This window comes from Corynebacterium sp. zg254, assembly GCF_024701495.1.
Lineage (GTDB): Bacteria > Actinomycetota > Actinomycetes > Mycobacteriales > Mycobacteriaceae > Corynebacterium > Corynebacterium zhongnanshanii.
The window spans coordinates 152,012-177,019 of record NZ_WIAR01000004.1 but is presented as its reverse complement, the minus strand read 5'-3'; the positions used below and the strand labels follow the sequence as shown (position 1 = coordinate 177,019).

The window sequence follows — 25,008 nt, the reverse complement described above, 5'->3', positions numbered from 1 at the left end:
TCCGACTGGGTTTGTAATCGTTTGATGTACTGCAACTGTAGCACCCGCACACGCGGCGCTTACCCAGCGGCCAGCTTTTTCAGGATGAGTTGATTGAGGCTGATGCCATTCTCCGCCGCCTCGTATGCGAGCGCGCGATGCAGGTCCTCCCCCAGCCTGACCTGCAGCCTTCCGGAATATGTCCGCGTGGACAGCGGCTGTGGCACGTCCGCGCCTGTTGCGGCTGCGCGCTCCAGAACGCGGGCGACGTCCTGTTGTGCGCGGGTCAATGCCCCTTCCGAATCCGACGCCAGCACTCTCACATCCGGAAACTCCACCGATGTGCAGAGGAACTGTTCGTGCGTGGGGTCCCAAGCAACTCGATAGCTGTAGTGCTCGGCCTCCGCGCGTGTGTTCGTTGAGTCCGCGCGCGGGTCTGTAACGGTACGGCGCTCGACATCCGCCCGCGCGTCCGTGGAACTGTGTTGCCCAACTCCCGCCCGCGCGTCCGTGGCGGTTTTCCCGCCCGTCCTTCGAACGGTGCGTCGTTGAATGCGGCTGGCTGGTGGCATGGCGTAAGCCTCCTCAGGTGGCTGTATATAAGGTGCGTTGGTTGCGACCGACTCCTTGAGGAGCAGCCTACCCTGCCTGTCCTACACACAGCTCTACACGACCGCCCCATCGGAACTGTCCACCATCCCTTCCAGCCCCGACCCCGCGCACAACAAAACCCTGGGCTTCTGACTTCCCAGGGTTGTGCTGACATTCACCACGACACTAGCGAACGTATTATCCATATTGACGGATTAACCAATCCATTAACCAATCTTCTGTGCGGCCGATGCGCTCAACCGCAGTGATTTCTATAGTGATGCCTCGACCTTGCAGACCCATGACCTGGGATTAAAAGCCCCTTAACCATTCCCTGGCAACACTCTGTGAAGAAAAGTGCTGCACACGCGCGCCTCTACGCAACCCTGTCGCCGCAACGCCCCAGCTCACGAGCCATCGCGTCCTTCTCCGCTTCCGTCACCCACAACCCATACTCATGCTTCACACGAATCTGAGTCGCCACGTATTGGCAACGAAAAGCACTGTTCGGAGGGAGCCATGTCGCCGCATCTCCCGCAGACTTCTTCTGATTCTGCAGCCCATCAACCGCCAGCAAATTCATCGGATCATTCGCGAACTGCTCCCGGCGCTCCGGCGTCCATCCCTGTGCCCCCTTCTGCCACGCATCCGCCAACGGCACCACGTGATCAATATGCACCGCATTACTGGTTTTCGGCCCTCGCTGAAATTCAATAATCTCTCCAGTAAACGGATCCACCAAATGCCCGCTCAGCACTTTGCACCCTTTCGGCGCCACAATGTTTGTCATATCGCGCGCAAGAACGTCATTGCGCTGATCGCAGCCATTCCGATCCACGTCCTTCCACCGCTGGCCAAACTGGCCACGCTCGTACCCCGTCTTCGGGGCCCTGCCGGCCACGGCCAGCGTCTCCCACTGCGTCCACACGTCCGCCGTGTTCATTCCCGTGACGCCGACCACATGCGCCCATACTTGCCCCGACGCCCGCCTCTCGTCCCCACCAGCCCCCACCTCATCCTGAGCCTCGGAAGCGTCCTCACCAGGGCGCTCATCTATATCTTCGGCCGCCTCATCCTGAGTCTCAAAAGCCTTCTCACTAGCAGACTCAGCATCGTGGGTGAGGTGGGAGGACGGTGCGCTGGGCGTCGGATATTCAGAAACATCAGAACAGGCCGCCGCGCACAAGCCCACCATCGCAACAAGAAACACGGCAAGGAAAGAGGTACGCATGTCAAACACTCTAGCGGGCGGCTCCTACACACCCCTCGCATATTCGGACATACGTTCCACGGGGCGGCGGGCGATCCCGAGGCGCCGCGACCCATTGGGTATTGTAGATAAAAATATAAGAAGGATGTGATGTCATGAACCTACGCAAAACTATCAGCAACATCGCCACCCAAGGCATCGAAAACCCACAGCTCACCCGCCGATTCCTCAACGCCTGGGCACCCCTGTTCGGATCCGGCATCCGCATCACCCACGTAGCCGACGACTGGTCCACCGCACGCATCGAACTCAAACTACGGCCCTGGACACAAAACATGCACGGCGCAGCCTTCGGCGGATCCCTCTTCGCCATGACCGACGTCATGTTCGGAACCATGGTCATGGGACGCATGGGCCGGGACTACGAAGCCTGGACACGCACCGGCGAATTCCAATACATCTCCCCCGGACGCAACGGCGCATACCTAGAAGTTGAATTCAGCGACACCATGCTGGAATGGGTACGCAACACCGTCGCCGAAGACGGCTACTGCAACGTGCCCTACACCTCCATCGTGAAAAACAAAGACGGCTCCGTGGTGGGCATCGGGCAACAAGACCTCCACGTCCGACCACGCAAAAACGCCACCCGCGTAGCCGCCCCGAAGCATGCGCGCGAGCCACGCGGACTGGTCCTGGAGTCCCTGGCCACGGCCGTTGTGTGGCACTGTTTCCGCGACCAACCCGAGATCCTGACCATCCTGATGTCTGAACAACGACGCATCCCTTCCCCAGAAAAGCAGATGGAACACGTCATCAACGCCGCGCTGGAGAAGTCCACGAAGTCCCGCAACGACCTTCTTGCCTTGGGCATTCCTGAGGAGTACTTGCAGAAGTTCGAGCGCTAGGGCCGTGTGTTGGGGCGCTACGTTCGGGCGCTGCCACCCCGATCTCACACCCCACTTTCCTGAATCGAGGGCAAACTGTCGTTGTGCGAGAGTGGCCGTCCTGAATCGAGGGCAAACTGTCGTGATTCCAGCCAAATCACTACAAAATGCCCTCAAAAGAAGATCTGCAGCTGCGCACAGCGAACTGACCATCCAAAATCGAGGACGGAATGCCAGTGCGCGGGCGCTCCCACCCCGTTCCCACGCCGATCCCGCGCCTCACTTTTCCTGGATCGAGGGCAAACTATCGTTGTGCGAGGGTGGCCGTCCTGGATCGAGGGCAAACTGTCGTGATTCCAGCCACATCACTACAAAGTGCCCTCAAAAGAAGATCTGCAGCCGTGCAGAGGCCACGGCAAAAAGCATATGCGCCCTAAAGCTGACTCCCGCCGCACCCCACAACACGCCTCACAACGAGCCCCCACGACAGGGCCCACAACGCACTCCACAACAAGCTCCACTAAGCACCCCGCCACACTCCAAGCCCCCATGCGCAGCGAGTTATCCACAGCCATTGCGCCCACACGGCGCCTCCAAGCGAAGTTATCCACAGATTTTCGCAAAATTCCACAACCCCCTTGTGCACTACTGCCGATTCTTGGCAGGGTATGCCTTATGTGGAGGGATCAAGCAGAACGCCATCGACCGCAGAAACGCACGCCGACGGACATCATGCCCGTGCGCGCGGACACAATCAGCCGTTGGAGAGCCAATAGAGAATTCGTCCGCGTGGGCCGTGGGGTGCTTGTTCCCAAAGACGCCGCCACCGACGGCCTTTCGCAGGTCACGCGCACGCGAGCCTATTTTCTCATTAATCCGCGCAGCGTCGCCACGCATTTTTCTGCGTTAGCGCTAGCAGGTTTATCGATGTGGATTAATGAACAACCAACCTCGTTTCTGACCATTGGGACTACGGAAATTCGTTATTTTTTATCCGACGCCACAGTTCCCGCCAATAAACTCATCTTACGCCGACGGTCCATGAATACTCGGCGTTTATCTACCCATTCTCCGGACGCTTCATCTCCTGATTTATATGCGTTAACTCCCATGGCTGCATGTGCATCTGTGATTGATGCGTTGGAGCATAATCGGCCGAGTGTTGATCCATGGTTTACGCCTCTCGTTCCAGGACTGACCGACATAGAGGTGCAGCAAGTGCAGGTGATGGATGCCGTGCGGCGCTTTTTATCACCTCACGCCACTGAGGAGGTTGCGTTCGCCGAGGCTTTAGGGGTGGTCAATCAAAAGGTATTTAAGAAAGTGTGGACTCTTTCTTCCTCGTTAGCGGATTCACCTCCGGAGACTGCTCTACGACTTTTATCCCGCAGTAGATGCGGATCTCGGTTTGAGGTCTTTCCTCAAGTGGAGATTCTGTGCGGCGGTGTGCGTGTGACGGTCATGGATCTGTTGATTGTGGAGGTGGGAAGTGCTTTATGGGCGTATGCGCGAGAGAAATATTCGTTGGAATTAGCGCAGGTAGGAGAGCTGTTACGTTCTTCCAGGCATGTGGGTTTGCAATATGATGGCCAGCATCATCTTAATCGCGCTCAGCGCGATTTCGATACGCGTTCTAACCTTACGTGCGACTCCTATGGTTTGGTTGTCCAGCGTATTTCTATCGAGGTGCTTCGGAGCCTCCCGCTTTTCGACGAGGTGCTGCACCGAAAGCTCTTCGGCCCTCAGGAACTACCCTGACACTCACTGCAGCACCTCCTTCTCCTGCTCCCGTGCGGCTGCGGATCCTACCCCTCCCGTGGTTAATGCTCTCGCCAACGCAGGCACATCCCTCCCGTGCTTATGCTCTCGCCAACGCAGGCCCGTCGCTCCCGTGCTTATGCTCTCGCCAACGCAGGCACGCTCCTCCTCGCACTCGCAAAGCCGGGCCCTCCCGTGCGGCCCCTCCTTTTACGCGGCTTCAGATCCTCTTTCGAGGGCACTGTGTTGTGATTTGGCTAGAATCACGACAGTTTGCCCTCGATCCAGGAAAGTGGGACCAAGAACGTGGTGGGTGCGCCCGTGCAGCAGCAAGCAAACCCACAACCCAACCCGCCACCACCCCCACTAATTGAACTACTATTGAAAATAGCTTCCAAAACTTTCTAACCTCGTCTATAGTCAGTCTCTCGAACACCATGTTCTTTAACATGATGTTCCTTCTCACCAATGTTCCTTAAGGCCATGCTCTCGGACGCCATGTTCACGAACTCTTTGTTCACGGACGCCATGTTCACGAACTCCATGTTCACGAACACCAAGCCCCCGGACATCAAGTCCCTGACCACCATGCCCCCTTAGGACCATGCTCCTTAAAAGATCGACGGGAAAACCATGACTACAAAGCGCACTCTTCTGGCAGCCCTCCTGGCCAGCGGTCTCGTACTGACCGCCTGCTCTTCCGAGGATTCAAAGGACTCGAACGGCTCCAACGGCTCCAACAACTCCACTAACCAGTCCGCTCAGGCCGATGCCTCCCACGAGCACGACCACGCCCACGACCACGAAGGCGATTCCAAGCAGGAAGAGGTTGCAGGCCCTCAGCCTCGCCTGGTCGCAACGTACGATGGCGGCATTCTGACCCTTGACGCGGAGACCCTGGAGGTCATTAACGATACGAAGCTGGACGGCTTCAACCGCCTTAACCAGTTGGGCGATGGCCGTACTGTTCTGGTGTCCACGAAGGATGGTTTCCAAATATTCGACGCCGGCGCGTGGACCGAACCGCATGGCGACCATACTCACTCTTACACTGTGACGCCGTCCTTGAAGGACCATACGTATGAAGCGGTGAAGCCTGGTCACGTGGTTGTTCATGAGGGCCGCGCGCTGCTGTTTGGCGATGGTGATGGTTCCATCCAGGACATTTCCTTGTCGGATGTGAAGCGCGCGAACAAGCGTATGGGATTCGCGAAGCCTGAAAAGACGACGAAGGTTCATCCTCACCACGGTGTTGCTGTGGCGTTGCCGGATGGTGGCATGGTGCACACTGAGGGCACGGAGGACGAGCGCCACACTGTGGTGGCTGTGGATAAGGACGGCAAGGAAACTGCCCGTACCGAGGACTGCCCAGGCGTGCACGGCGAGGCCCCCGCGGCCGGTGCGATCACGGTGGGTTGCCAGGATGGCATCGTGATCTTTAAGAATGGTGCGTTCCAGAAGGTGAAGTCCAAGGATTCTTATGGGCGCATTGGTAACCAGGCTGGTTCTGAGGAGTCCCCTGTGGTCTTGGGTGATTACAAGGTGGACAAGGACGCCGAGCTGGAGCGTCCTACGCGTGTGACCTTGACGAACACCGAGACTGGTGAGCTGAAGATCGTTGATGTGGAGGCGAGCTACAGTTTCCGTTCTCTGGGCCGTGGCCCGGAGGGTGAGGCTTTGATTCTCGGCACCGATGGTAATTTGCGCAAGATTGACCCGAAGACTGGCGAGATCACGGGCAAGTACAAGGTGACCGAGGAGTGGAAGGAGCCTGAGAAGTGGCAGAAGGAGCGCCCAACGTTGTTCGTGTTGGGTGATGTGGCGTACGTTTCCGAGCCTCAGTCCAAGAAGCTGCATGCTGTGGACATTAAGTCCGGCAAGATCATCAAGACCGTGGAGACGCCCGAGGCGTTGAACGAGCTCAATGGCGTAGAGGGTTAATCCCGACGCCGCCCACTCCTGCGCTGCCCACCCAATCCAGGGGCCGTGCGGGTCGCGCGGGTCACCCGGGTTAATCCCGACGCCGGCCTCCTTCCGAGCCGGCGCACTCCCGCGCCAACCTCACCCCCAACCGAAGCGGCTGTTACTCAGCCGCTTCGTCGCGTTGGGGCACCGCATGGCGTTCGTCGCTTTGCTTCGCTCCGGGGGCTGGGTCGTCGTTCAGCTTGAGCTGCATCAGCACCAAGTCCAGCCATTCTCCGAACTTGATGCCCACCTCTTTCATGTGACCGACGTGCTCAAAGCCCAGCTTTTCGTGGAGCCCGATGGATGGCTTGTTGCTGGCTTCGATGGCTGCAACCATGACGTGTTGTCCGCCTTCCCGCGCGCGATCGATCAGCTTTTCCATGAGCGGGACAGCGATGCCTTTGCCGCGCTGATCGGAGCGGATGTAGATGGAGTGTTCTACGGAATACCGGTACCCCTGGTATGGGCGGAAGCGGCCGTAGGTGGCATAACCGACCACTTCTCCGTGAGTGGGGCTGTTGGCGTCGTCGTCCTCTACGACAAACATCGGGAACCCTTCGCCGGTGCGTTTGCGCCACCATTCGGTTCGGTTGTCCACGCCGACAACGACTTCGTCCCAGATGGCGGTGCCGTTTTCGACGGCTTCGTTGTAGATGTCGGTGATGTAGGGGATGTCTTCTAGGGTGGCATTGCGGATGATCATGCTGCCTCCAGTTGTGCTGTTCTTTTTCGGTTTCGAGCCTAGTCAAAATATCGAGTTCTGCGCACAATAAAAGGCACCCTCCTGATGGAGGGTGCCTTTTGTTACCTCAGTAGCGAGGATTGGCCGGTTTAGTGGTCGTCCCAGTGGCCGTCGTGTGCGGCGTGGCGGTGCCCGTCGTGGATGTAGTCCACGTGGTCGCCGTGTGGAACTGCGACGTGGCCGCAGTTGGGTCCGTGCTCGTGGTCGTGGCCCTCGTGGATGTGGTGTTCGGTGGTTTCACACTCGTCGTAGTGGCCGTCGTGCTCGCGGTGCAGGTGGCCGTCGTGGACGTAGTCGGTGTGGTCGCCGTGTGGGATTGCGACGTGGCCACAGTCTGGGCCGTGCTTGTGGTCGTGTTCTGCGTGAGTGGTGCAGCTCATTGTTCGCTCCTTTGCGATCGTTGTTGCTCTACTATTGAAAATAGTCCATGTTCAATAGGTTGTCAATAACAGCCGCTGTGAGCCCTGACCAGGGGTAACACCTACCCCTCGACGTACCCCCGAGGCAACGCAATATTTTCAATTAACCCCATCCGCACACCCGCGGCTATCCGGTCCCCGGAGGAGACCACAACAGGGCGCTTTCGATCTCAGGCTCATTGAGTATCTCGTCAACCTGCTCTTGGAGATTCGTGCATATAATCACGCGAGTGCCGTCAATCGGTACGAAGTACAGCCATTCACTGGCTTTCCAGCACGCTGTTGTCAGCGTACTTCTCGTTTTTTCAACATCCATCCTCTCGCCGGTACAAAAAGCCGTAGCAACAGCCCACCCATTGAAAATCCTTTTATTTACACCCTTAGGAATTTCGCCTTCATCAATAATGTATCCCCCATCGGGCAATCCCATTATTGGCCTTAAAAATTGCCAAGGAACATCCAAATCCACATAATCTGGAGGAATAACTTTACGTTCAAACTGGCTATATAAGGTGGATTCACGCTCAGCAACAAATGCCTCGCCGAACGGTTTTGTAGGGTCTAATTTCAATTTGAATCGACGGGCAACTTCTTGCCAAGTAGCACCGCGGCAAACATTAGAATTGTCTCTAATGTCCACCTCCAGTAGCATTATTACGCAAAACCTGTACTGATCTTTTAGAGCAAGGACGAAGGTATCGTTGAGCATATCGTATGGCAATAGATCAGAAAAGGGAATTTCAACTTCATTGCTAAAGTTCCATGTAGGAACGAGGGAAGTATCTGAATCTAAGGTATTATTTCTCATCTGAATCCTAATAACAACCCATCAGTTCAGAGTATCCAGGTTCGTCGCTGGACAGGTTTGCCAGGATAATCTTCAGGCTGAAAATCTACCTGCAGGGTCGCCTGCTGAAGCGCGGGAATGTCTATCGCTGCCCTTAAAGACGAATCGTTGCTCTCTTTTACGGCAATTGGGCATTTATCCTGAAACTCTCCACTGTCGTTCAGACAACTCAGTGTATCGACCAGTTGCGGATTACCAGAATCATCGAGGCAGAAATAAGAAATATCCATATTGCGGATTTTATAACCGCCGAATTCTAATGCAACATCTCGAACTACTGACTGCATAACCGGGTCCGGGAATTCTATTTCATCTTCATTGAGCCGCAGTTCCGACCGATACTCATGATTATTATCTATATATCCCTTATCGATAAGAATAACACTAGGAGAACTTGTATTTATCTTAATAGAAGCTTCAGCATTCGAATCGCCGCGAGGCGAGTCCTTCGTTGGCTGATTTTTTACAACACAAGAACTTATCACAATCATCACGCTTAAAATAACGATTGACAACGCTAAATTTCGCCTTGAGTAAAAGCGCCTAACGCCTGGAAGATAGTTCATATACTGCCTCCTATTCACATGTGATTTCACTGTCAGTCTGTCGTACCATAACCGGATTTACGCTTCCCCATCGTTTGCCTTGGATAATGGCCGCGTTGTCGAATTCCGCCTTCCAACGGTATCGAGTTCCCTTAGTACAAGGCGTTACAAGCACTACAACATTCGGTCGATTTGAAGTTGCATTAATTTTAGTAGCAGGGTTACCGCGATTTCCATAATTTTGTTGTATTAGCCACCCGCGCCAAGAGCTTCTTTTGAGAACTCCTCCCAAATATAGTTCGTTAGGCAAATTGTTACACCAGTTTGTAGCTCTAGCATGTATTTCATATTTATTTCTGCTTTTTGCAGTGGCGGACACGTGAGGCTGCCCAGCCTTTCCACCGCAGTCAATATTTGATAGTGTGACTGGATCATCATTACTTTTGTTGCGCGGTTCCGCTTGAGCTTGAGAAACAATACTAAAGCTAACGATCACCGCTGAACATAGCGCTGCGAATCTTATCCCAATGCTCATTTTAAACTCCCAAATTTCTTAATCTTCCTCAATATTCCAGGTAAATAATTGACTTAGGTCAGCGCCCACATTTGCGCTACCAGGAACGTACTGGCGAATATTTCCGTTTTGGAAGGGCTGTGTTGCCTCCATGTGCTCAATGTCACCCACCGGCCCAACTGGATAGCCATAGTGACCTCTTTCATATCCCTCATTGGCCCACTCCAGCAGATGTAATCCAGTTACCTCCCAGGCACCAGTATGCGGAGTCCAATAGATTTTCCCACCAAGAAAGTCGCTAAACCTTCCTTGTCCATCAGGAGTACCCGCCTCATCAGCAACCGGATAACCCAACGGACCCCCCTCAGCACCAATCTCAACCCACCGATCAAAAATCTTCCCCTCAACAGACGCCAACCCCGCCAACGAACCAAACACATGAGCCCGCTGAAAATCCTGCCGACGACCCACACCATCACCAAGACCATACTCATCACTGACCGGATACCCCATCCGACCAGCCTCCCAACCATTACGAGCCCACACCACAGAAAAATGAGTCGTCACAGCATGCGCACCCGTATCCGGATGCCAATAAATAAACCCATTCACAAACTCACTACGCCGCCCCACCCCATCCGGAACACCCAACTCATCCGACTTCGGCCACGTCAAAAAACTCTGCGGCCCACCCAACTGATCATACTTCACCCGAATCGCACCACACACCCTAAAAGGACTCGGCCAATACGTCCGACAATCCTGCCCCACCCCACGAAAACCCACACCCCGCCTCTCAGCAGCCTCCTGCACCTCAGCCCGATCCGCCTGCTCCTTCGAAAAACCCCCAGGAACCTCCTCCCGATCAGAACGCATCCCACCGGCCACAACCCGAGCCTTCGGATCAGCAGTAGGAACCCACCCCGCACCAGCATGATTATCAATCACATTATCCCCAAAACCAGCCTCACCAGGAACCAACCCCTCACGACCCGGGGAGACGGTATGAATATCGGCATCCTCAACCACCCCTGCAGCGTCTCCTGTTGCATCCTTGGGAACTGTATGTTCTTGAGCGTTGACCGATGCTCCCATACACACCAATACAGCACATACCATTAGTATTGCGATACGCCCTCGCATGCTATGCATGAGACGATCTCCTATCGATATTGGTAGTTGGGTAAACAAATATAGAGTTTAACCTAGCGCTTGGCTGCCGAAATGTCCATAAGGTTCTTGACTTCCGGCACTCGTATCTCCGGTCAGCATCGCTTGATCGCGCATTCGACACGACGTACTCTTCCTCCCCCGCCAACCTGCACAGATACAACTAATCCCCAGCTCATCGCTGAACTGGGGAAAGTGATTGGCGGAAGTAGAGGGATTTGAACCCCCGGTCGCTCTCACGACGCTGGTTTTCAAGACCAGTGCATTCGGCCGCTCTGCCATACTTCCAGGCATTCACACTTCGATTCGCCACGCCACCTGGCGGTACACGCGAACAACCTCACGTAGTGAACAGGCACCATGTTACAACACTGGCTTCCCATAACCACAACCACAGCACCCAGGGGAAAATAGCTAGGGTGGGAAACATGACTCACAGCAACGCTTCCCACAACAACACGTCCCCCACTACCGACAACACTTCCCATGCCATCGTGCAGACGGACACCAACGACCCCTCCTCCCTCACCTGGCAACCCGTCACCAAGCCCACCCCGAAAGACGGCGAAGCCCTGGTTGCGATCCAGTTCGCGGGCGTGAACCGGGCGGACACGCTGCAAGCGGCCGGCCACTACCCACCACCCAAAGGCACTACGAACACTATCGGGTTGGAGGCTGCTGGCGTCGTTGAAGATCCCAACGGCGCGCAACGGCCGGACGGATCACCATGGCAGGCGGGTGACCAGGTGGCGGTCCTCCTCTCCGGCGGCGGGTACGCGCAACACGTCACGGTCCCGCACGGCCAGCTGATGCCGCTGCCCGAGGGCTACTCGCTGCGGGACGCCGCCTCCGTGGTGGAAGTCGCCACCACCGTGTGGTCCAACATCATGATGACCGCCCACGTCAACGAGGGCGACCTGGTACTCTTCCACGGCGGCGGCGGAGGCATCGGCCTGTTCGGCATCCAAACCGCCAAAGCCCTCGGCGCGCGCGTGGCCGTGACCGCGGGCTCGCAAAGCAAGCTCGATACCTGCGCGCGCTATGGTGCGGACATCCTCATCAACTACAAGGAAGAGGACTTCGCCGAGGTACTGACAGCGGAGGGCGGCGCGAATGTGATTCTGGACATCATCGGCGCGAAGTACCTGGACTCGAACATCAAGGCCCTGGCGCCGGACGGGCACATCGTCACGATCGGCATGCAGGGCGGCGTGAAGGGCGAGCTGAACATCGGACGCCTGCTCGCCACCCGCGGCACCATCAGCGCCACCGGGCTGCGCTACCGCGATCCGGAGGATAAGGCCCGCATCGTGCGCGCCACCTACGAAAACGTCTGGCCGCTGCTGGCCGACGGCACGATCCGCACGCACGTGGACCGGGTCCTGCCGGTTCAGCAGGCCGCCGAGGCACACAAGGCGCTGCTCGCGGGCGAGATCACGGGCAAGATCGTGCTGGAGGTGCCGCAGGTTTAGCGGCGCTCATCACGCTGACTGACTGCACCGCCCCGCTCACGCCAGGGACGCCACCGCCCGGATGACCTGATCCACGTCGTAGGCCGTGTTGTGCGGCGAGAAGGACAGCGTCACCGCACCTGCCTCGTCCGCGGGCTCTTCGCCCCATGCGGCCCGGCGGTAGGGATCATCCACCGACGCCACCGCCGCCGCACTACTGTGCCGCCCCGGTCGGACTCGCCGTGCGCGTCGTCCCGCGTCGGCCGTCTCGGGGTCGCCGAACACTCCCATCACGCGCAGCAGCTCGGACTGGGAGGGCCGCACGACATCCGCTACGACCCCGTGGGCCACGAGGCGCTGCTGTGCCACGTCGGCGGGGACGGCGTCCACGATGAAGGTGACGCGCGGGATGCGGTCGATGTTGTCGAAAGACGGGTTGGCGTGGAAGTCTCCGTCCACTCCCACCACGTGGACCGTGCCGAGCGCCTGCAGACCTTCTACCGCCCGGCGCGCCAGGCCGCCCGTGTAGGCGTTGACCTGCGGCAACGTTGTTTCCAATCGACGCCGCCTCGTCCCCCGCGCCTCACCGTCAAGGGAGGCGAGGTGCTCCACGGCCTCGGGCACGCCACCCAACAGGCCCTCGGATACTCCGCCGATCTCCAGGACGGTGCGCAGGCTGCGCCCACCGAAGGGGCGGAGGCGATCCATGACCTCTGGGTTGTGGAACACCAGGGCGCCGATCTGCGGCCCGCCCAAGGAGGCGATGTCCACTGCCACAACGTCGGCGCCCAGCGTCGGCAGGTCAATGATGCGGTATGGCGCGATATTGTCCACGTCGACCACCACCAGGGCCTGCGGCGTTTTCTTGCGCACAACTCCGGTGATCGCCGGGATGTCGTTCACCGCGCCGACGTGACGGTTGGCGGCGCCCACGGCCACGAGGGCGGTGTGCTCCCCCACCAGTTCCGCGAATTGCCAGCTGGGCAGCGCGCCGGTAGCCAGTTCGGGCTCGGCCCAGCGGACATGCGCGCCGAACAGGTCGGCGGCGCGGGTCCACGGCGTGATGTTGGCCGGGTCATCCACGCGAGAGAGAACAACTTCTTGGCCCAAGCGCAGCTTGTGGCCCATCACTTGCGCCAGCCCATCCAGCAGCGCTGCGCGCGAAGGCCCCAGGATCACGCATTCGGGGCGGCCTCCCACGAGGTCGGCCGCTGCCACTCGGGCTGCATGTTCGAAGGTTTCTCCCAGGCGGCGCCCCGGCTGCTCAGTGCGGGAGTGGAATCCGGATCCCACTTCGATCGGCTGCTGCAAGTTGGAGACTCGGAAGGCCCGCGCCACAGCCGCGGAAACCTTCTCGGGAACCTGGGGGTGTGACTGTGCATTGACATAGGTCCATCCATCCGACAAGGACGCATAGAGGCCGCGCACCCTGGGATTATCGAACACACATCCTCCTCGTTGCTCCTGCGCTGCAGACGTGCCATAGCCTGCCGCCGATCGACGTCCTCATGATCTTAGCGCCTCACTCCTACATTCGTAATACCTCACGTATGCAGCCGCTCCCCATCACTATCGACGCCGTCCAGCCCCCTCCGCGCCCACGCCGCCACACGCCTACCGCGTGAGAATTCTTAAGAATAAGGCACCGCGGGAGTAAATTAGGTGCAATGAGTACTACGCCCACTCCTTCACCCGACTTTGCGCGCATGACTGCGCAGACGGATGCCTCGGAAACCCCCTCGTCCCGCTCCCAGACCTTCGGTGCGTCGTGGCGCGACTTACGCCAAGGCTTCCAACAACGAGAACTGTGGCTGGCCCTGGGTTGGCAGGACATTAAGCAGCGGTATCGCCGTTCCACGCTAGGCCCCCTGTGGATCACCATCGCCACCGGTGTGATGGCGCTGGCTCTGGGTCTGCTGTACTCCCTGCTGTTCCAGCAGGATATTAAGGTCTTCCTTCCTCACGTGGCGGTGGGACTTATTCTGTGGGGCTTTATCTCTGGCTGTATTAAGGAGGGCTCCGAGGTCTTCATTGCCAATGAGGGGTTGATTAAACAGCTTCCCTCTGCACTGTCGGTGCATGTGTATCGCCTGGTGTGGAAGCAGTTTCTTTTCTTGCTGCACAACCTGGTGATCTGGGTGATTCTGATGCTTATTTTCCGGCCGCATTTGGGCTGGGAGTTGGCACTGGCCATTCCGGCGATGATCCTTCTGGTTATTAATGGCGTGTGGGTGTCCATGTTCTTCGGAATCATTGCCACGAGGTTCCGCGATGTGGCGCCGCTGCTGGATTCTTTGGTGCAGTTGGCGTTTTACATGACCCCTATTGTGTGGACCACGAAAACGCTGGAAGAGCAGGGTGGTGAGGTTGCTCAGCGCGCGAAAATTGCGGAGCTGAATCCTCTCTACCACTATTTGGAGATTGTCCGCGCGCCGATGATCGGCGAGCACCTGGAGACGTATCACTGGTGGATCGTACTGGGCTTCACCGCGGTGGGCCTGGTGGCTGCGCTGCTGGTGATGCGCCGGTGGCGTTTCCGCGTGAGCTATTGGGTTTAAGAGAACACAAGCAGGACAAACTGGTCAGGACTTTTCATTATGGTTTCCATCGATACCTATAACGCCTGCGTCGATTTCCCTATTTTCGACGCCAAGACTCGCTCCATGAAACAAACCGTCCTGGGCGCGGCCGGTGGTGTGATCGGCAAAAACGCGTCCAATACAGTGATGGTGGAGGCCTTGCGGGACATTAATCTCCACCTCCAGGATGGCGATCGCGTGGGCCTGGTGGGCCACAATGGCGCGGGTAAATCCACGCTGCTGCGCCTCCTGTCTGGGATCTACGAACCCACCCGCGGCTCCGCTGTGGTGAAGGGCCGTGTGGCGCCCGTGTTTGATCTTGGTGTGGGCATGGACCCCGAAATCTCTGGCTACGAGAACATCATTATCCGCGGCCTTTTTCTGGGTCAGACGCGCCGTGCGATGCACAAGAAAATGGACGAAATTGCGGAGTTTTCCGAGCTGGGCGATTATTTGGCGATGCCGCTGCGCACCTATTCCACAGGTATGCGTATTCGCCTGGCGTTGGGCGTGGTGACGTCCATTGACCCGGAGATTCTGCTTCTGGATGAGGGCATCGGCGCCGTCGATGCCGCGTTCATGGCCAAGGCTCGCACCCGGCTGGAGGAGATGGTGAAACGCTCCGGAATCCTGGTGTTCGCTTCCCACTCCAATGAGTTCCTGGCGCAATTGTGCGATTCCGCACTGTGGATCGACCATGGGGAGATCCGCCAGCATGGCGCCGTGGATGACGTGGTGGAAGCCTATGAAGGCCCTGAGGCTGGGGCGCACGTGCGCACGGTGCTGAAGGACTTGGGGCGCCGTTAGCTCGCGCCACTCGTTGGCGCACGGGCGTATGCTCGACCCTGACCCCGAGACATCAACTCCATCAAACAACGCTCGTGCGGCATCCCCGCACAGAAAGCGGAGCTCAAGCGTGACACATCCAGACAACAGCAGCGGAAACACTCCCGACCAGCAGGAATCTACCGGATCGCAGGCCTACGACACCAAGGCATGGCTCGAGCAGTACACCCCCTGGACAGCACACACCATCGATCTGGATGACCCCGCAGACAACCCTCGCGGCTTCACGCTTCCGGAGATTTTTTGGAATGGCGTGCGCGATTACTCCACCCGCACGGCGTTTAGTTTCTTCAACAGGTCCAGCACGTATGAGCGCTTTGGCACTGAGGTCGCCACAGCCGCGGCCGCCCTCCAAGGACTCGGCGTGCGTCCGGGAGACACGGTGGCTCTCGTTCTGCCGAACTGCCCCCAGGCGCTGATCGCCTTCTACGCGGTACAGACCCTAGGCGCGATCCCCACGCTGCATAACCCGCTGTACACCGCGAAGGAACTGGAGCACCCCTTCCAGGATCACGCGGCGAAGGTTGCGTTTTTCTGGGATAAGTCCGCCGATGTTGCGGAGAAGCTGCGCCTGAACTCCCCTGTGGAGACCATCATTGCGGTCACGTTGATGGACGAGATGCCGTGGCCGCTGCGCCAGGCATTGAAGCTTCCTGTGCCGGCGTTGAAGAAGGCGCGGGCGAAGCTGTCGGGCCCGGCACCGGCGGCGTTGGCATGGACGGAGTTCATGAAGCGTGGCGAGGACAAGGCCGGCCAGATCCGCGCGGACGGCCTTGCCTACGCGCAGACAACCAGCGGGCAGAAGATCGAGGCCCAGGATCCGGCGCTGATCCTGTACACCTCCGGCACGACGGGCCAGCCGAAGGGCGCTGTGCTGACTCACCGGAACCTCATTGCGAATCTGCGACAAGGGCTCGCCTGGGTCAAGGGTCTAGGCACGGGTCCGAAGCCGGAGGTTATGCTGGCGGCGCTGCCGATCTTCCACGCGTACGGCCTGACGATGAACATCACCATGGCCCCGTTGATCGGTGGGCATCTACAGCTTCTTCCTGCGCCGGAGATGGATCTGGTGATGAAGGTGATGAAGAAGAACATGCCTACGTGGATGCCGGGTGTGCCGACTCTCTACGAAAAGATCATGGAAACCGCAGACGAGCAGGACATCTCCATCAGCGGAATCCGCGCCAGCTTCTCCGGCGCCAGTGCGCTACCCGCCTCCACCGTAGAGAAGTGGGAGCGCCTCACCGGCGGCAAGATCGTTGAGGGATATGGGCTGACGGAAACCGCGCCGATCATCGTCGGTAATCCGATGGGCCGCGGCCGCGAGGGCTACATCGGCGTTCCGTTCCCCTCCACGGAGGTGCGCATAGCCGACCCGAATGATCCTGATGTCACCATGCCGGATGGCGAGGCGGGGGAACTGCTTGTCCGCGGGCCACAGGTGTTCAAGGGATATTTGAATAAGCCCGACGCCACAGCCTCCGCCTTCCACGGCGAATGGTTCCGAACAGGCGATATGGCGGTGATGGAGCCTGACGGCTTCATTAAAATAGTCTCCCGTATTAAGGAGATGATCATCACCGGCGGGTTCAATGTGTACCCCGCGGAGGTGGAAGAGGTGTTGTGCGAGCACCCGTCCATTGAGCAGGCCTCTGTGGTGGGCGTTGAGCGTGGTGACGGTTCAGAAACCGTGGTGGCGGCCGTGGTGTTGGCGGATGGCGCCACCGTGGATACGGCTGAGTTCCGCGAGTTCGCGGCGGAGCGTTTGACGCGATACAAGGTACCGCGTCGTTTCCACGCGTTCCGTGAGCTTCCTGCGGATCAGTTGGGTAAGGTGCGTCGCCGCGAGGTGCAGGAGCTGGTAGAGAAGACTGAGCGGGAAAGCTAGCGGGAGAGCCTTGGCCTAAGAACAACGTACAGTGTAGTCCTTATCAACGGGAAGCACGTTCATCACGACCATAAATGATTCCCCGAACCGTTTAACATAGGCTTTTTTGGGAATTTCGTTATATCCACGCAGCCTGATGAGCTCTCCTACGCATTCTGGGTTCTTGAGATCCACAGGTAAGATCGCCTGCCCGTTGTCGAACTCGGTTGGCCGGGCAACCACGAAAGCTTTGCCGTTGTCGTATGTTACTGAGACTGGGTTCGGCCCTTTAACATCAAGCTGATGCTTGTATATGAGCTTTCCGGTGTTCAAATCCGTGGCCGTGAGAAAGCTTTCGCCATCAAGGCTATAGAATACATCGCCTTGCACTACATCGAACCGCGACAACGAGGGGTATTCAACATCTACTATGGTGCCTGGACTTCCAATGTGTAATCCTTGCTCTCCTTCTAATACTGGGAACGCAAGTCGTTTACCATCGGCATCAGTCGCTAATATGTAGCCCTTCCCTGACCCGCAAGGCAATAGATTTGCATCAGTTGGCCTTGAAGGGAAAGAATTAGCCAATTCTATAGTTGTTGGCTCGCCTTCCTGACCCCAACTCGTCACTTTCAGCGATCCCTCACCAAATTTATCTTTTTCATTTTTCGGATCGAATTCAACCCACCGAACGGTGCCGTCATCACACATGGTCAAGCCGTCAATATCTCTGGGGAGATCAGTCGTTCTCGATTCTTCTGAGTTGGCAACAACAACTTGGGACTTGACATCACCATCAGCAGGAGATTCGTAAAACACAAATGCAGCATATTGCCCATTATTCGAGCTTTTCGAGAAAGATTGCATGCCAGCTCCCAAATCTGGAACCTCGAACCGATTACGCTCATTCAGTTTGTCATCATATATAACGATTGAATCTCTATCTGGAGCGATAAAGCCATCATCTATCCTCTCTATGGAGGGAAAATACGTTGGGGCGATCGAATGAACTCTCCCTCCCGAGCCGTCCTCCGCAGACCAGAATACATTATTCTTATCTGAGCGGTTAAGGGGCAAGGCCGTTTCCATAGAAATGCCGACGAACGTTCTCGCTGTAGCCGAGTCAGACTCAGGAACCGGAACCTTTTCTGGTCCACTGCTCCAGATATACACACCACCTATTACGAGGCCTAACGCAACAACCACAGACAGCGCTATCAGTCGTTGGCGCCTTGTCAGTTTATGGCGCAACATCATCTGAAAATCCTTGTATTATGCGAATCCAGAATATCCTTAGGATAGACCGCAGGTTGATATGGCTCGTAAGGAAAACGCTCTCCAATGTCTAGCCCTCCACCAGATGCATGCTTATACGCAGCCCACACTAGCTGAGAACAATTATATGAATCTCGATCGATCTTTCCGATGCGCGTAGTTGCAAAGTTACTCTGATATCCCTTTCCCACTTTACTTTCCGCCCATGCTGCCGCACGTTCCCTAGTTGCATTATCTGTGTTTACAGATAAATATACTGGCTTACATACTCCGATTCGCTTGCTTCCTATGAGGCGCTCTACTCCCCTTTCTGCGTTTACCGCCTCCACAGTTTCGATCTTATTTGGATCTTCATTTCCCTGCGTGACAAATATTCCATTGTGGCCATGGTTTATAACTTTGTACCTCACCGCTTTTGAGTAAAATAGATCGCCTCGGTTGGTCCTTTCATTACCCGGCTTAACAAAGTCAGGAGGGGTACATGCCCTACTGAGAGTAAACGAGTCCTTGCGCACTATTTGGTCCGGATCTATCCCATACTCATCAGGATTGAAAGAACCAGTGAAGTCAAGAGATTCTTGTCCACGGCGGAAGGCTTCTAGGAATCCTTCCCTCACATCGATACCATGCGCCTTAAAGTCTTCTTCAAGTTCTTGATAGAAGGCGTCGATTTCTGCTTCGTCTATCTCGAGTAGTTGCGCCAACTCGGGCACGGGGGACTCGTAGCCATTGAGCTTGCCGTTTTCGAAGGCTTGGGTAAGACGAAATGCTCCGTTAGACTCTGGCGCACTTACCGGATAGCCCAATCTACTTCTTTCGTAGCCCATCTGTGACCATTGGGTTAATACGGAACCGAGAATCTCATGTGCCCCATGACGTGGATGCCAGTAAACCATTCCCCCGGTAAACCGACTAAACCTTCCCTGCCCATCAGGAGTACCCGCCTCATCAGCAACCGGATAACCCAACGGACCCCCCTCAGCACCAGTCTCAACCCACCGATCAAAAATCCGCCCCTCAACAGACGCCAACCCAGCCAACGAACCAAACACATGAGCCCGCTGAAAATCCTGCCGACGACCCACACCATCACCAAGACCATACTCATCACTGACCGGATACCCCATCCGACCAGCCTCCCAACCATTACGCGCCCACACCGTAGAAAAGTGAGTAGTAACCGGGTGCGCTCCGGTAGTTGGATGCCAGTAAATAAACCCATTCACAAACTCATTGCGTCGCCCCACACCATCCGGAACACCCAACTCATCCGACTTCGGCCACGTCAAAAAACTCTGCGGCCCACCCAACTGATCATACTTCACCCGAATCGCACCACACACCCTAAAAGGACTCGGCCAATACGTCCGACAATCCTGCCCCACCCCACGAAAACGCACACCCCGCCTCTCAGCAGCCTCCTGCACCTCAGCCCGATCCGCCTGTTCCTTCGAAAAACCTCCAGGAACCTCCTCCCGATCAGAACGCATCCCACCGGCCACCACCCGAGACTTCGGATCAGCAGTAGGAACCCACCCCGCACCAGCATGATTATCAATCATATTATCACCAAAACCAGCCTCACCAGGCACCAACCCCTCACGACCCGGGGCAACCACATCTGCAAAAGGATTAGTGACCCCGGCCGCGTGCTTCTCCTCGTCAGCAGCAACAGTAGGCACGAGCCCCATCACCGCGACCACACTCGTCAATAGCGCTAGACATGAACGTTTTACCTGCATGACCTACCCACACTCCTCAGTGGTTAGTATAGAAGTACTACATAAACACCATGCTAACAGACAGCACACAGGTTGCGCACAGGTTTTTCCAAAAATAAAGTTCATGAGCTTCTCAAACCATGCAAACGCAGCCTGATTGACCAGAAAGCCAGACACTTCGCCCGTGTCACACAGCATGAACTGGCGGAGGATGCGCGCAGTAAGGGTTGCGTCATGGCACACTAGAAGCCATGAGTCTTCGCACCACCGATACAGTTGCTGCAGTTATTGTCACCCACAACCGAGCGGACCTTCTGCGAGCCTCCCTGACTCAAGTAGCGAATCAGGAAGGGGCACATGTCCAGCACATCATCGTAGTGGATAATGGCAACGATCCAGAGGTCGAGGCACTGGTGACAGAAGTTGCGGGGGAACGTGCCCACTACGTGGGCTCCGCGACGAACTTAGGCGGCGCAGGCGGTTTCGCTTTAGGTTTCTTAACCGCGTTGCGACTGGGCGCGGACGCTGTATGGTGCGCCGATGATGATGGTCGGCCCGAAGGCCCCCATGTGTTGGCAACCCTCCAAGCAGTTGCCGCCAAGGAGGGGCTAGATGAGATCAGCCCGGTAGTCTGCAATATCGACAACCCAGACAAGCTGGCGTTCCCTCTGCGTCAGGGAGTGGTGTGGCGTAGGCGTCGGGATGAATTGGACGGTGATTTCCTGCCGGGAATAGCCAGCCTTTTCAATGGCGCGTTAATCAGCGCACGGGCGATGGAGATCATCGGCGTGCCGGATTATCGCCTGTTTATCCGCGGTGACGAGGTGGAGTATCACCGCCGCCTAGTGCGCAGCGGCTTGGCATTCGGAACGTGCCTGACCACGGCGTACCTGCACCCGGATGGCAGCGACGAGTTTAAGCCCATTCTGGGCGGGAAGATGCACACCCAATATCCCGATAGTGATTTCAAGCGCTATTTCACATACCGCAATCGCGGCTACATCATGAACCAGCCGGGAATGCGCCGGCTGCTTCCCCAAGAATATGCCCGCTTTGCGTGGTTCTTCTTGGTGCAAAATAGGGACGTTAAGGGCTTTCGAGAGTGGTTCAACCTGCACAAGGCAGGTCGCCAAGAGCGCTTTAACCGGCCCAGCTAATCCGCTATCTTATGAAGTCCCTCATCAACTGAGGCCACGCATCCACGTCCTCCGGCGTGCGAGCAATATGCATCTGCGCATGCGGCAGCACCTCCGCTAATGTTTCCGCGCTCTCCACAGGGTGACCGGCATCCCCTACCCACCCAAGAATCAGCACGGGACACTCAATACCCGCAATATCTTCTTGAGCAGGAAGGTTCGCGCGGGCGGCCCCGCGGTAAACAATGGGAAGGATCGATTCCAGGACATCGGGAGCCGTGTGCGGCCGATCAGGGCGTACCGCTGGAGGAAGAGCTTCTTGGCGCGTGTACTCGGAATAGGCCTCCAGGCCATGCTCCTCCACATACGCAGCTGAAAGCTCATACCCGTGTGCTCGCTCGCTCCGAGTGGACCAGATCGTGGGCGGAATACCCAGAACAAGCTTGTCAAAAAGACCTGGGTAGCGGACCTGGGCTGTCAGCAAGGTCGCACACCCCATTGATTGGCCTATACCCACCAAAGGGGCGGAACTGCCCGCATTCTTTTCGATACATTCAGGCCATACCTGTCCCAACACCCCATGCAGCGTCTCGGCTAAAGCGCCCCACACAAAGTCATCCTCAACGGCCTCGGCCCCATCAACGAGGCGGGTTTGCCCGTGACCCGGCGCATCAAAGCGCAGTCCTTCGAACTCCCCCAGAGAGGACAGAAAGTTCAGGCCCAGCACCTGATCGCGCTGCATGGAACTGGTGAGCCCATGAAGCTGCACCACCCGAGGCCGATCAAGAGAGTGAGGGTGCTGGGGGTGGAGGCCGGCGTCGGAAAAAAGATCATAGGCGATACGCCACTTCCCCACAGTAAGTTTCGATAATGTCAACGCGCCTGACCCTTCCCTGAAACATTTCCTACCTAATGTCTCCATTATGCGACTAACCACGATTAATACCATGCACCTGCGTCCAGGCAGCGTGTACGCCTACGGAGTAAAAACGCAAGCAAGGACGGGAATAACACCGCCGCCGATCAGTTTTGACCAGCGGCAACACTGTGCGCGGGGTCCTCGCGCTGGAAGCTGGATGGCGGTCAGTTTTCGTCTCCCCCGAACAGCGACCCTGGCGCAGATTTCTACCGCGTACCATCACTTGATCACTCAGCACGGCACGTTGCGGACAGTGGTGGTTGATCCGAACAATCCGCAGCTGCACGTGGTTAATGTGTATCCAGGAACATGGCGCCTGGAAAAGGGTGCTCGTGCCGACAATCGTTCGGACGCATTAGATCCGCGGCTGATCCTCAGGGACATTTTCGATCAGCAGTGTAACCCCTTCGCGAGCCCATCGCATCAATTATGTGTGGTTGTTCATGATAACGATCATGGCCAATTGGATAGCGAAACGGTTACTGGATGCGGCAAGCCGGGTGGCGATTATGTGGAGGACGCGACAATCGTGCTCGGCTTCGATCATTCTCACTCAGATGCCTGGTCTCTACTTCTCACTATTCGAGACTTCACCACGTTGCTTGATGCGATAGTACGTGGCGATGACCCGGCCGTGGCCCTGGAGCCCACGTTGAGCTTCGGCGAGCATTCGCAGCAGCTTCTAGATCGCAACGAGGCACCGAATCATGTTGTCGAGAAGTGGCATGAGCACCTGAAAAGCGGGCACATGCCTGTGTTTCCCGGCGACTTGGGAGATGTATCCCAACCTCGAGAGCAGGTAGTGGACGTCATCGAAGTGTTGGATGCCCAAGGGCTCGCTCGCTTTGAGGATGCCGCGGCCAGACGGAACTGTTCGATGTTGGGGTTGGCAGTGGCGGCGATGGCGCCAGTGCGTGCCGTATTCCCCATTCATTCCCGCCGGCAGCCCTCCACCCCTGCTGGGACATGGGAGAATGCCCTAGGGTGGTTTATTACGAATTCAATCCTCGATTGTCCAGAGGCCAATCTAGATCGTGGAGGTACGACACGAGTCAAGGAAGCTATCCGGGACGCTATCCAGCTGGGGTCGTACCCACTGGCGCCGATTATGGAACCATGGGGTGGTGCGATGCCCCCAACCGAAGGAATGTTCGCGCTGTCCTGGCTGGACAATAGAAAACTTCCTGTCGATATCGAGCCGGGACTAGAACCTCAGCATATATCTGCAGATATCAAGACTAATGGCGTGATGGCGTGGTTTGTCTCCAATGACGATGGGATGCACCTACGGGTCCGATATCCGGATACACCACAAGCCCGCCACTCGGTTCCAGCGTGGTGCCAACGCGTGGTCGCCACCATTCGTTCTCAGTGCTCGGAACCGCAGTGTGAGGCTCTAGTTGTCTGACAGTGTGGGGCGCTAGTTGTCTGACTTCACGCACTCGATCGGCAGGACTACTTCTTGAAGATCACGAACTTCTGGATCAGGAAGTTCAGAACCGTCGCGGTTCCCTGAGCAATCACAAAGGAAATCAAACGCACCCAAAACGCGTTCAGATCGAAGCCTTCCAACCACGGAATGCTGATCTTGTACAGGCCCCACTGCACCACGAAGGTCACCAGATAGGTAATCATCGTGATGATGAACCGCTTAGTGGATGCCTCTGCCTGGAACGTCCATCGCCGGTTAATGAAGTAAGCCGTAAGCGTCCCCAATACAAAGCCCAGTGCCTTGGCCACACCATCGCTGAAGCCGCACACAAATGTGAAAAACGCCGTAGAACCAAAGTCTACGATGGCAGAAAAACCACCCACCAGTACAAACTTCACCAGTTGTGAATCAAGCAGGGCAACCAGCTTTTTATCCATGTTCTTGCTTCCCACGGCTCGTCCCCTAGCTGTCGCCCTGTGCGGTACGCGGCGCCACGCGCTTCACAGCCTTGACCGTGCTCGGCTTGGCCTTCACGTTTCGGAACGTCCACAATTTGTTGAACACAAAGTTCGCAGGCACGGCAACAATCACACCGATGCAGTTACCCCAGTAGGACTTGGTGCGCAGCCCAGTGGAATTATCAAAAATGTCACTCGGCAACGCAATCGGCGATTCGGGGTTCACCAGCGCAGTCTGCACCATAAGGGTGATGACCAACCCAAACACCCCCACAGCCATGAAGAGAGGAAGCTGCTTCCACCAGGCATTCTTGTGCTCACCTTTGAAGGTCCAAAAGCGGTTCAAGCAGAAGTTCCAAATATTCGCTACGAGAAACGCCACGATAGAAAACACGTGGTACCAGCGCATATGAAACTCACTGCCCAGGAGATTCATGAACGGGTCTTCCACATGAATATCCCACCCAGATTCCGTGAGCTTCTTCGCCAACACGAACACAACCTGGTTCACCACAAAGCCAGACGCTCCCACTACGCCAAACTGTATGAACTGACGGAAGATGCGCCGCTTACGCCCCACCACTACCTGATGGGCGGTCTGCTCAATGCTGGTCATATGTTCTTTTCGCGTCGACTACGGGAAGACTAACAGTGAACCTACTGAAGCTCACTCAAAACTGAACCTATCTTAGTGCCC

23 protein-coding genes and 1 tRNA gene are annotated in these 25,008 nt (G+C 56.8%); 10 read left to right on the top strand and 14 right to left on the bottom strand.

Translation table 11 applies throughout. The features are described from left to right. Positions 1-59 precede the first annotated feature (59 nt). Together GC425_RS09705 and GC425_RS09700 are read right to left on the bottom strand one after the other, a co-directional pair. Positions 60-551, bottom strand: a complete 492-nt coding sequence (locus tag GC425_RS09705) for a toxin-antitoxin system HicB family antitoxin (protein WP_151842743.1) — start codon at positions 549-551, stop codon at positions 60-62. 395 nt (positions 552-946) lie between these two features. After that, on the bottom strand, positions 947-1,801 hold the full coding sequence (locus tag GC425_RS09700) for an HNH endonuclease family protein (RefSeq protein ID WP_231699809.1): 855 nt from the start codon (positions 1,799-1,801) through the stop codon (positions 947-949). Positions 1,802-1,935: 134 nt separating this feature from the next. Here GC425_RS09700 and GC425_RS09695 point away from each other — a divergent pair, with 134 nt between their 5' ends. The 4 genes from GC425_RS09695 (at position 1,936) to GC425_RS09680 (ending at position 6,366) form a co-directional block, all read left to right on the top strand. Continuing rightward, positions 1,936-2,688, top strand: a complete 753-nt coding sequence (locus tag GC425_RS09695) for a PaaI family thioesterase (protein WP_151844885.1) — start codon at positions 1,936-1,938, stop codon at positions 2,686-2,688. 654 nt (positions 2,689-3,342) lie between these two features. Continuing rightward, the gene (locus tag GC425_RS09690) at positions 3,343-4,425 is read left to right on the top strand and encodes a hypothetical protein (protein WP_151844884.1); all 1,083 of its coding nucleotides are present in this window, start codon (positions 3,343-3,345) and stop codon (positions 4,423-4,425) included. A gap of 468 nt (positions 4,426-4,893) precedes the next feature. Further along, positions 4,894-5,025 carry a hypothetical protein gene (locus GC425_RS09685; RefSeq protein ID WP_257823262.1) on the top strand — a complete coding sequence of 44 codons (132 nt, stop codon included), beginning with the start codon at positions 4,894-4,896 and terminating at the stop codon, positions 5,023-5,025. Between the two features lie 33 nt (positions 5,026-5,058). Continuing rightward, positions 5,059-6,366, top strand: coding sequence for a hypothetical protein (locus tag GC425_RS09680; protein ID WP_151844883.1), 1,308 nt, complete (start codon positions 5,059-5,061; stop codon positions 6,364-6,366). A 142-nt stretch (positions 6,367-6,508) separates the two neighbouring features. Here the strand turns inward: GC425_RS09680 and GC425_RS09675 are convergent, their stop codons facing one another. The 6 genes from GC425_RS09675 to GC425_RS09650 form a co-directional block, all read right to left on the bottom strand. Then, positions 6,509-7,093, bottom strand: coding sequence for a GNAT family N-acetyltransferase (locus GC425_RS09675; RefSeq protein ID WP_151844882.1), 585 nt, complete (start codon positions 7,091-7,093; stop codon positions 6,509-6,511). 128 nt (positions 7,094-7,221) lie between these two features. After that, the gene (locus GC425_RS09670) at positions 7,222-7,512 is read right to left on the bottom strand and encodes a hypothetical protein (protein ID WP_151842748.1); all 291 of its coding nucleotides are present in this window, start codon (positions 7,510-7,512) and stop codon (positions 7,222-7,224) included. A gap of 166 nt (positions 7,513-7,678) precedes the next feature. Further along, positions 7,679-8,359 carry a hypothetical protein gene (locus GC425_RS09665; RefSeq protein WP_151844881.1) on the bottom strand — a complete coding sequence of 227 codons (681 nt, stop codon included), beginning with the start codon at positions 8,357-8,359 and terminating at the stop codon, positions 7,679-7,681. 26 nt (positions 8,360-8,385) lie between these two features. Next, the gene (locus tag GC425_RS09660) at positions 8,386-8,964 is read right to left on the bottom strand and encodes a hypothetical protein (RefSeq protein WP_151844880.1); all 579 of its coding nucleotides are present in this window, start codon (positions 8,962-8,964) and stop codon (positions 8,386-8,388) included. A gap of 532 nt (positions 8,965-9,496) precedes the next feature. Beyond that, positions 9,497-10,486, bottom strand: a complete 990-nt coding sequence (locus GC425_RS09655; protein ID WP_231699808.1) for an LGFP repeat-containing protein — start codon at positions 10,484-10,486, stop codon at positions 9,497-9,499. Positions 10,487-10,827: 341 nt separating this feature from the next. Next, a tRNA-Ser gene (locus GC425_RS09650) sits at positions 10,828-10,915 on the bottom strand. A gap of 140 nt (positions 10,916-11,055) precedes the next feature. Here GC425_RS09650 and GC425_RS09645 point away from each other — a divergent pair. Next, positions 11,056-12,099, top strand: a complete 1,044-nt coding sequence (locus GC425_RS09645) for an NAD(P)H-quinone oxidoreductase (protein ID WP_151844874.1) — start codon at positions 11,056-11,058, stop codon at positions 12,097-12,099. 36 nt (positions 12,100-12,135) lie between these two features. Here the strand turns inward: GC425_RS09645 and GC425_RS09640 are convergent, their stop codons facing one another. Beyond that, complete coding sequence (locus GC425_RS09640) at positions 12,136-13,524, bottom strand: aminotransferase class V-fold PLP-dependent enzyme (protein WP_151844873.1); 1,389 nt, start codon at positions 13,522-13,524, stop codon at positions 12,136-12,138. Between the two features lie 221 nt (positions 13,525-13,745). Here GC425_RS09640 and GC425_RS09635 point away from each other — a divergent pair, with 221 nt between their 5' ends. From GC425_RS09635 to GC425_RS09625, 3 genes are read left to right on the top strand one after another with little or no spacing between them, the layout of a single operon-like run. Continuing rightward, the gene (locus GC425_RS09635; protein ID WP_151844872.1) at positions 13,746-14,636 is read left to right on the top strand and encodes an ABC transporter permease; all 891 of its coding nucleotides are present in this window, start codon (positions 13,746-13,748) and stop codon (positions 14,634-14,636) included. 39 nt (positions 14,637-14,675) lie between these two features. After that, entirely contained in the window at positions 14,676-15,464 is a 789-nt protein-coding gene (locus tag GC425_RS09630) for an ABC transporter ATP-binding protein (protein ID WP_151842758.1), read from the top strand. A gap of 28 nt (positions 15,465-15,492) precedes the next feature. After that, positions 15,493-17,391 (top strand): long-chain-fatty-acid--CoA ligase, encoded by a 1,899-nt coding sequence (locus GC425_RS09625; RefSeq protein WP_151844871.1) that lies wholly within the window; start codon positions 15,493-15,495, stop codon positions 17,389-17,391. A gap of 15 nt (positions 17,392-17,406) precedes the next feature. Here the strand turns inward: GC425_RS09625 and GC425_RS09620 are convergent, their stop codons facing one another. Continuing rightward, complete coding sequence (locus GC425_RS09620; RefSeq protein WP_151844870.1) at positions 17,407-18,627, bottom strand: hypothetical protein; 1,221 nt, start codon at positions 18,625-18,627, stop codon at positions 17,407-17,409. Beyond that, positions 18,624-20,387, bottom strand: a complete 1,764-nt coding sequence (locus GC425_RS09615; protein WP_192930444.1) for a YiiX/YebB-like N1pC/P60 family cysteine hydrolase — start codon at positions 20,385-20,387, stop codon at positions 18,624-18,626. Before GC425_RS09615 ends, GC425_RS09620 begins: the two co-directional genes overlap by 4 nt. A gap of 230 nt (positions 20,388-20,617) precedes the next feature. Here GC425_RS09615 and GC425_RS09610 point away from each other — a divergent pair, with 230 nt between their 5' ends. Next, on the top strand, positions 20,618-21,523 hold the full coding sequence (locus GC425_RS09610; protein WP_151844869.1) for a glycosyltransferase: 906 nt from the start codon (positions 20,618-20,620) through the stop codon (positions 21,521-21,523). Between the two features lie 4 nt (positions 21,524-21,527). Here the strand turns inward: GC425_RS09610 and GC425_RS09605 are convergent, their stop codons facing one another. After that, positions 21,528-22,358 carry an alpha/beta fold hydrolase gene (locus GC425_RS09605; protein WP_192930443.1) on the bottom strand — a complete coding sequence of 277 codons (831 nt, stop codon included), beginning with the start codon at positions 22,356-22,358 and terminating at the stop codon, positions 21,528-21,530. Between the two features lie 286 nt (positions 22,359-22,644). Here GC425_RS09605 and GC425_RS09600 point away from each other — a divergent pair, with 286 nt between their 5' ends. Beyond that, positions 22,645-23,829, top strand: coding sequence for a hypothetical protein (locus tag GC425_RS09600; protein ID WP_151844867.1), 1,185 nt, complete (start codon positions 22,645-22,647; stop codon positions 23,827-23,829). Positions 23,830-23,876: 47 nt separating this feature from the next. On the opposite strand, the gene GC425_RS09595 is transcribed toward GC425_RS09600, so the two are convergent. Beyond that, on the bottom strand, positions 23,877-24,305 hold the full coding sequence (locus GC425_RS09595) for a GtrA family protein (RefSeq protein WP_231699806.1): 429 nt from the start codon (positions 24,303-24,305) through the stop codon (positions 23,877-23,879). A gap of 10 nt (positions 24,306-24,315) precedes the next feature. Next, positions 24,316-24,927 carry a GtrA family protein gene (locus GC425_RS09590; RefSeq protein ID WP_151844866.1) on the bottom strand — a complete coding sequence of 204 codons (612 nt, stop codon included), beginning with the start codon at positions 24,925-24,927 and terminating at the stop codon, positions 24,316-24,318. Positions 24,928-25,008: the final 81 nt, after the last annotated feature.

Coding starts and splice junctions, on each gene's coding strand:
- GC425_RS09705 (WP_151842743.1), bottom strand. CDS start 551: ATGCCACCAGCCAGCCGCATTCAACGACGCACCGTTCGAAGGACGGGC.
- GC425_RS09700 (WP_231699809.1), bottom strand. CDS start 1,801: ATGCGTACCTCTTTCCTTGCCGTGTTTCTTGTTGCGATGGTGGGCTTG.
- GC425_RS09695 (WP_151844885.1), top strand. CDS start 1,936: ATGAACCTACGCAAAACTATCAGCAACATCGCCACCCAAGGCATCGAA.
- GC425_RS09690 (WP_151844884.1), top strand. CDS start 3,343: ATGTGGAGGGATCAAGCAGAACGCCATCGACCGCAGAAACGCACGCCG.
- GC425_RS09685 (WP_257823262.1), top strand. CDS start 4,894: ATGTTCCTTAAGGCCATGCTCTCGGACGCCATGTTCACGAACTCTTTG.
- GC425_RS09680 (WP_151844883.1), top strand. CDS start 5,059: ATGACTACAAAGCGCACTCTTCTGGCAGCCCTCCTGGCCAGCGGTCTC.
- GC425_RS09675 (WP_151844882.1), bottom strand. CDS start 7,093: ATGATCATCCGCAATGCCACCCTAGAAGACATCCCCTACATCACCGAC.
- GC425_RS09670 (WP_151842748.1), bottom strand. CDS start 7,512: ATGAGCTGCACCACTCACGCAGAACACGACCACAAGCACGGCCCAGAC.
- GC425_RS09665 (WP_151844881.1), bottom strand. CDS start 8,359: ATGAGAAATAATACCTTAGATTCAGATACTTCCCTCGTTCCTACATGG.
- GC425_RS09660 (WP_151844880.1), bottom strand. CDS start 8,964: ATGAACTATCTTCCAGGCGTTAGGCGCTTTTACTCAAGGCGAAATTTA.
- GC425_RS09645 (WP_151844874.1), top strand. CDS start 11,056: ATGACTCACAGCAACGCTTCCCACAACAACACGTCCCCCACTACCGAC.
- GC425_RS09635 (WP_151844872.1), top strand. CDS start 13,746: ATGAGTACTACGCCCACTCCTTCACCCGACTTTGCGCGCATGACTGCG.
- GC425_RS09630 (WP_151842758.1), top strand. CDS start 14,676: ATGGTTTCCATCGATACCTATAACGCCTGCGTCGATTTCCCTATTTTC.
- GC425_RS09625 (WP_151844871.1), top strand. CDS start 15,493: ATGCTCGACCCTGACCCCGAGACATCAACTCCATCAAACAACGCTCGT.
- GC425_RS09620 (WP_151844870.1), bottom strand. CDS start 18,627: ATGATGTTGCGCCATAAACTGACAAGGCGCCAACGACTGATAGCGCTG.
- GC425_RS09615 (WP_192930444.1), bottom strand. CDS start 20,387: ATGCAGGTAAAACGTTCATGTCTAGCGCTATTGACGAGTGTGGTCGCG.
- GC425_RS09610 (WP_151844869.1), top strand. CDS start 20,618: ATGAGTCTTCGCACCACCGATACAGTTGCTGCAGTTATTGTCACCCAC.
- GC425_RS09590 (WP_151844866.1), bottom strand. CDS start 24,927: ATGACCAGCATTGAGCAGACCGCCCATCAGGTAGTGGTGGGGCGTAAG.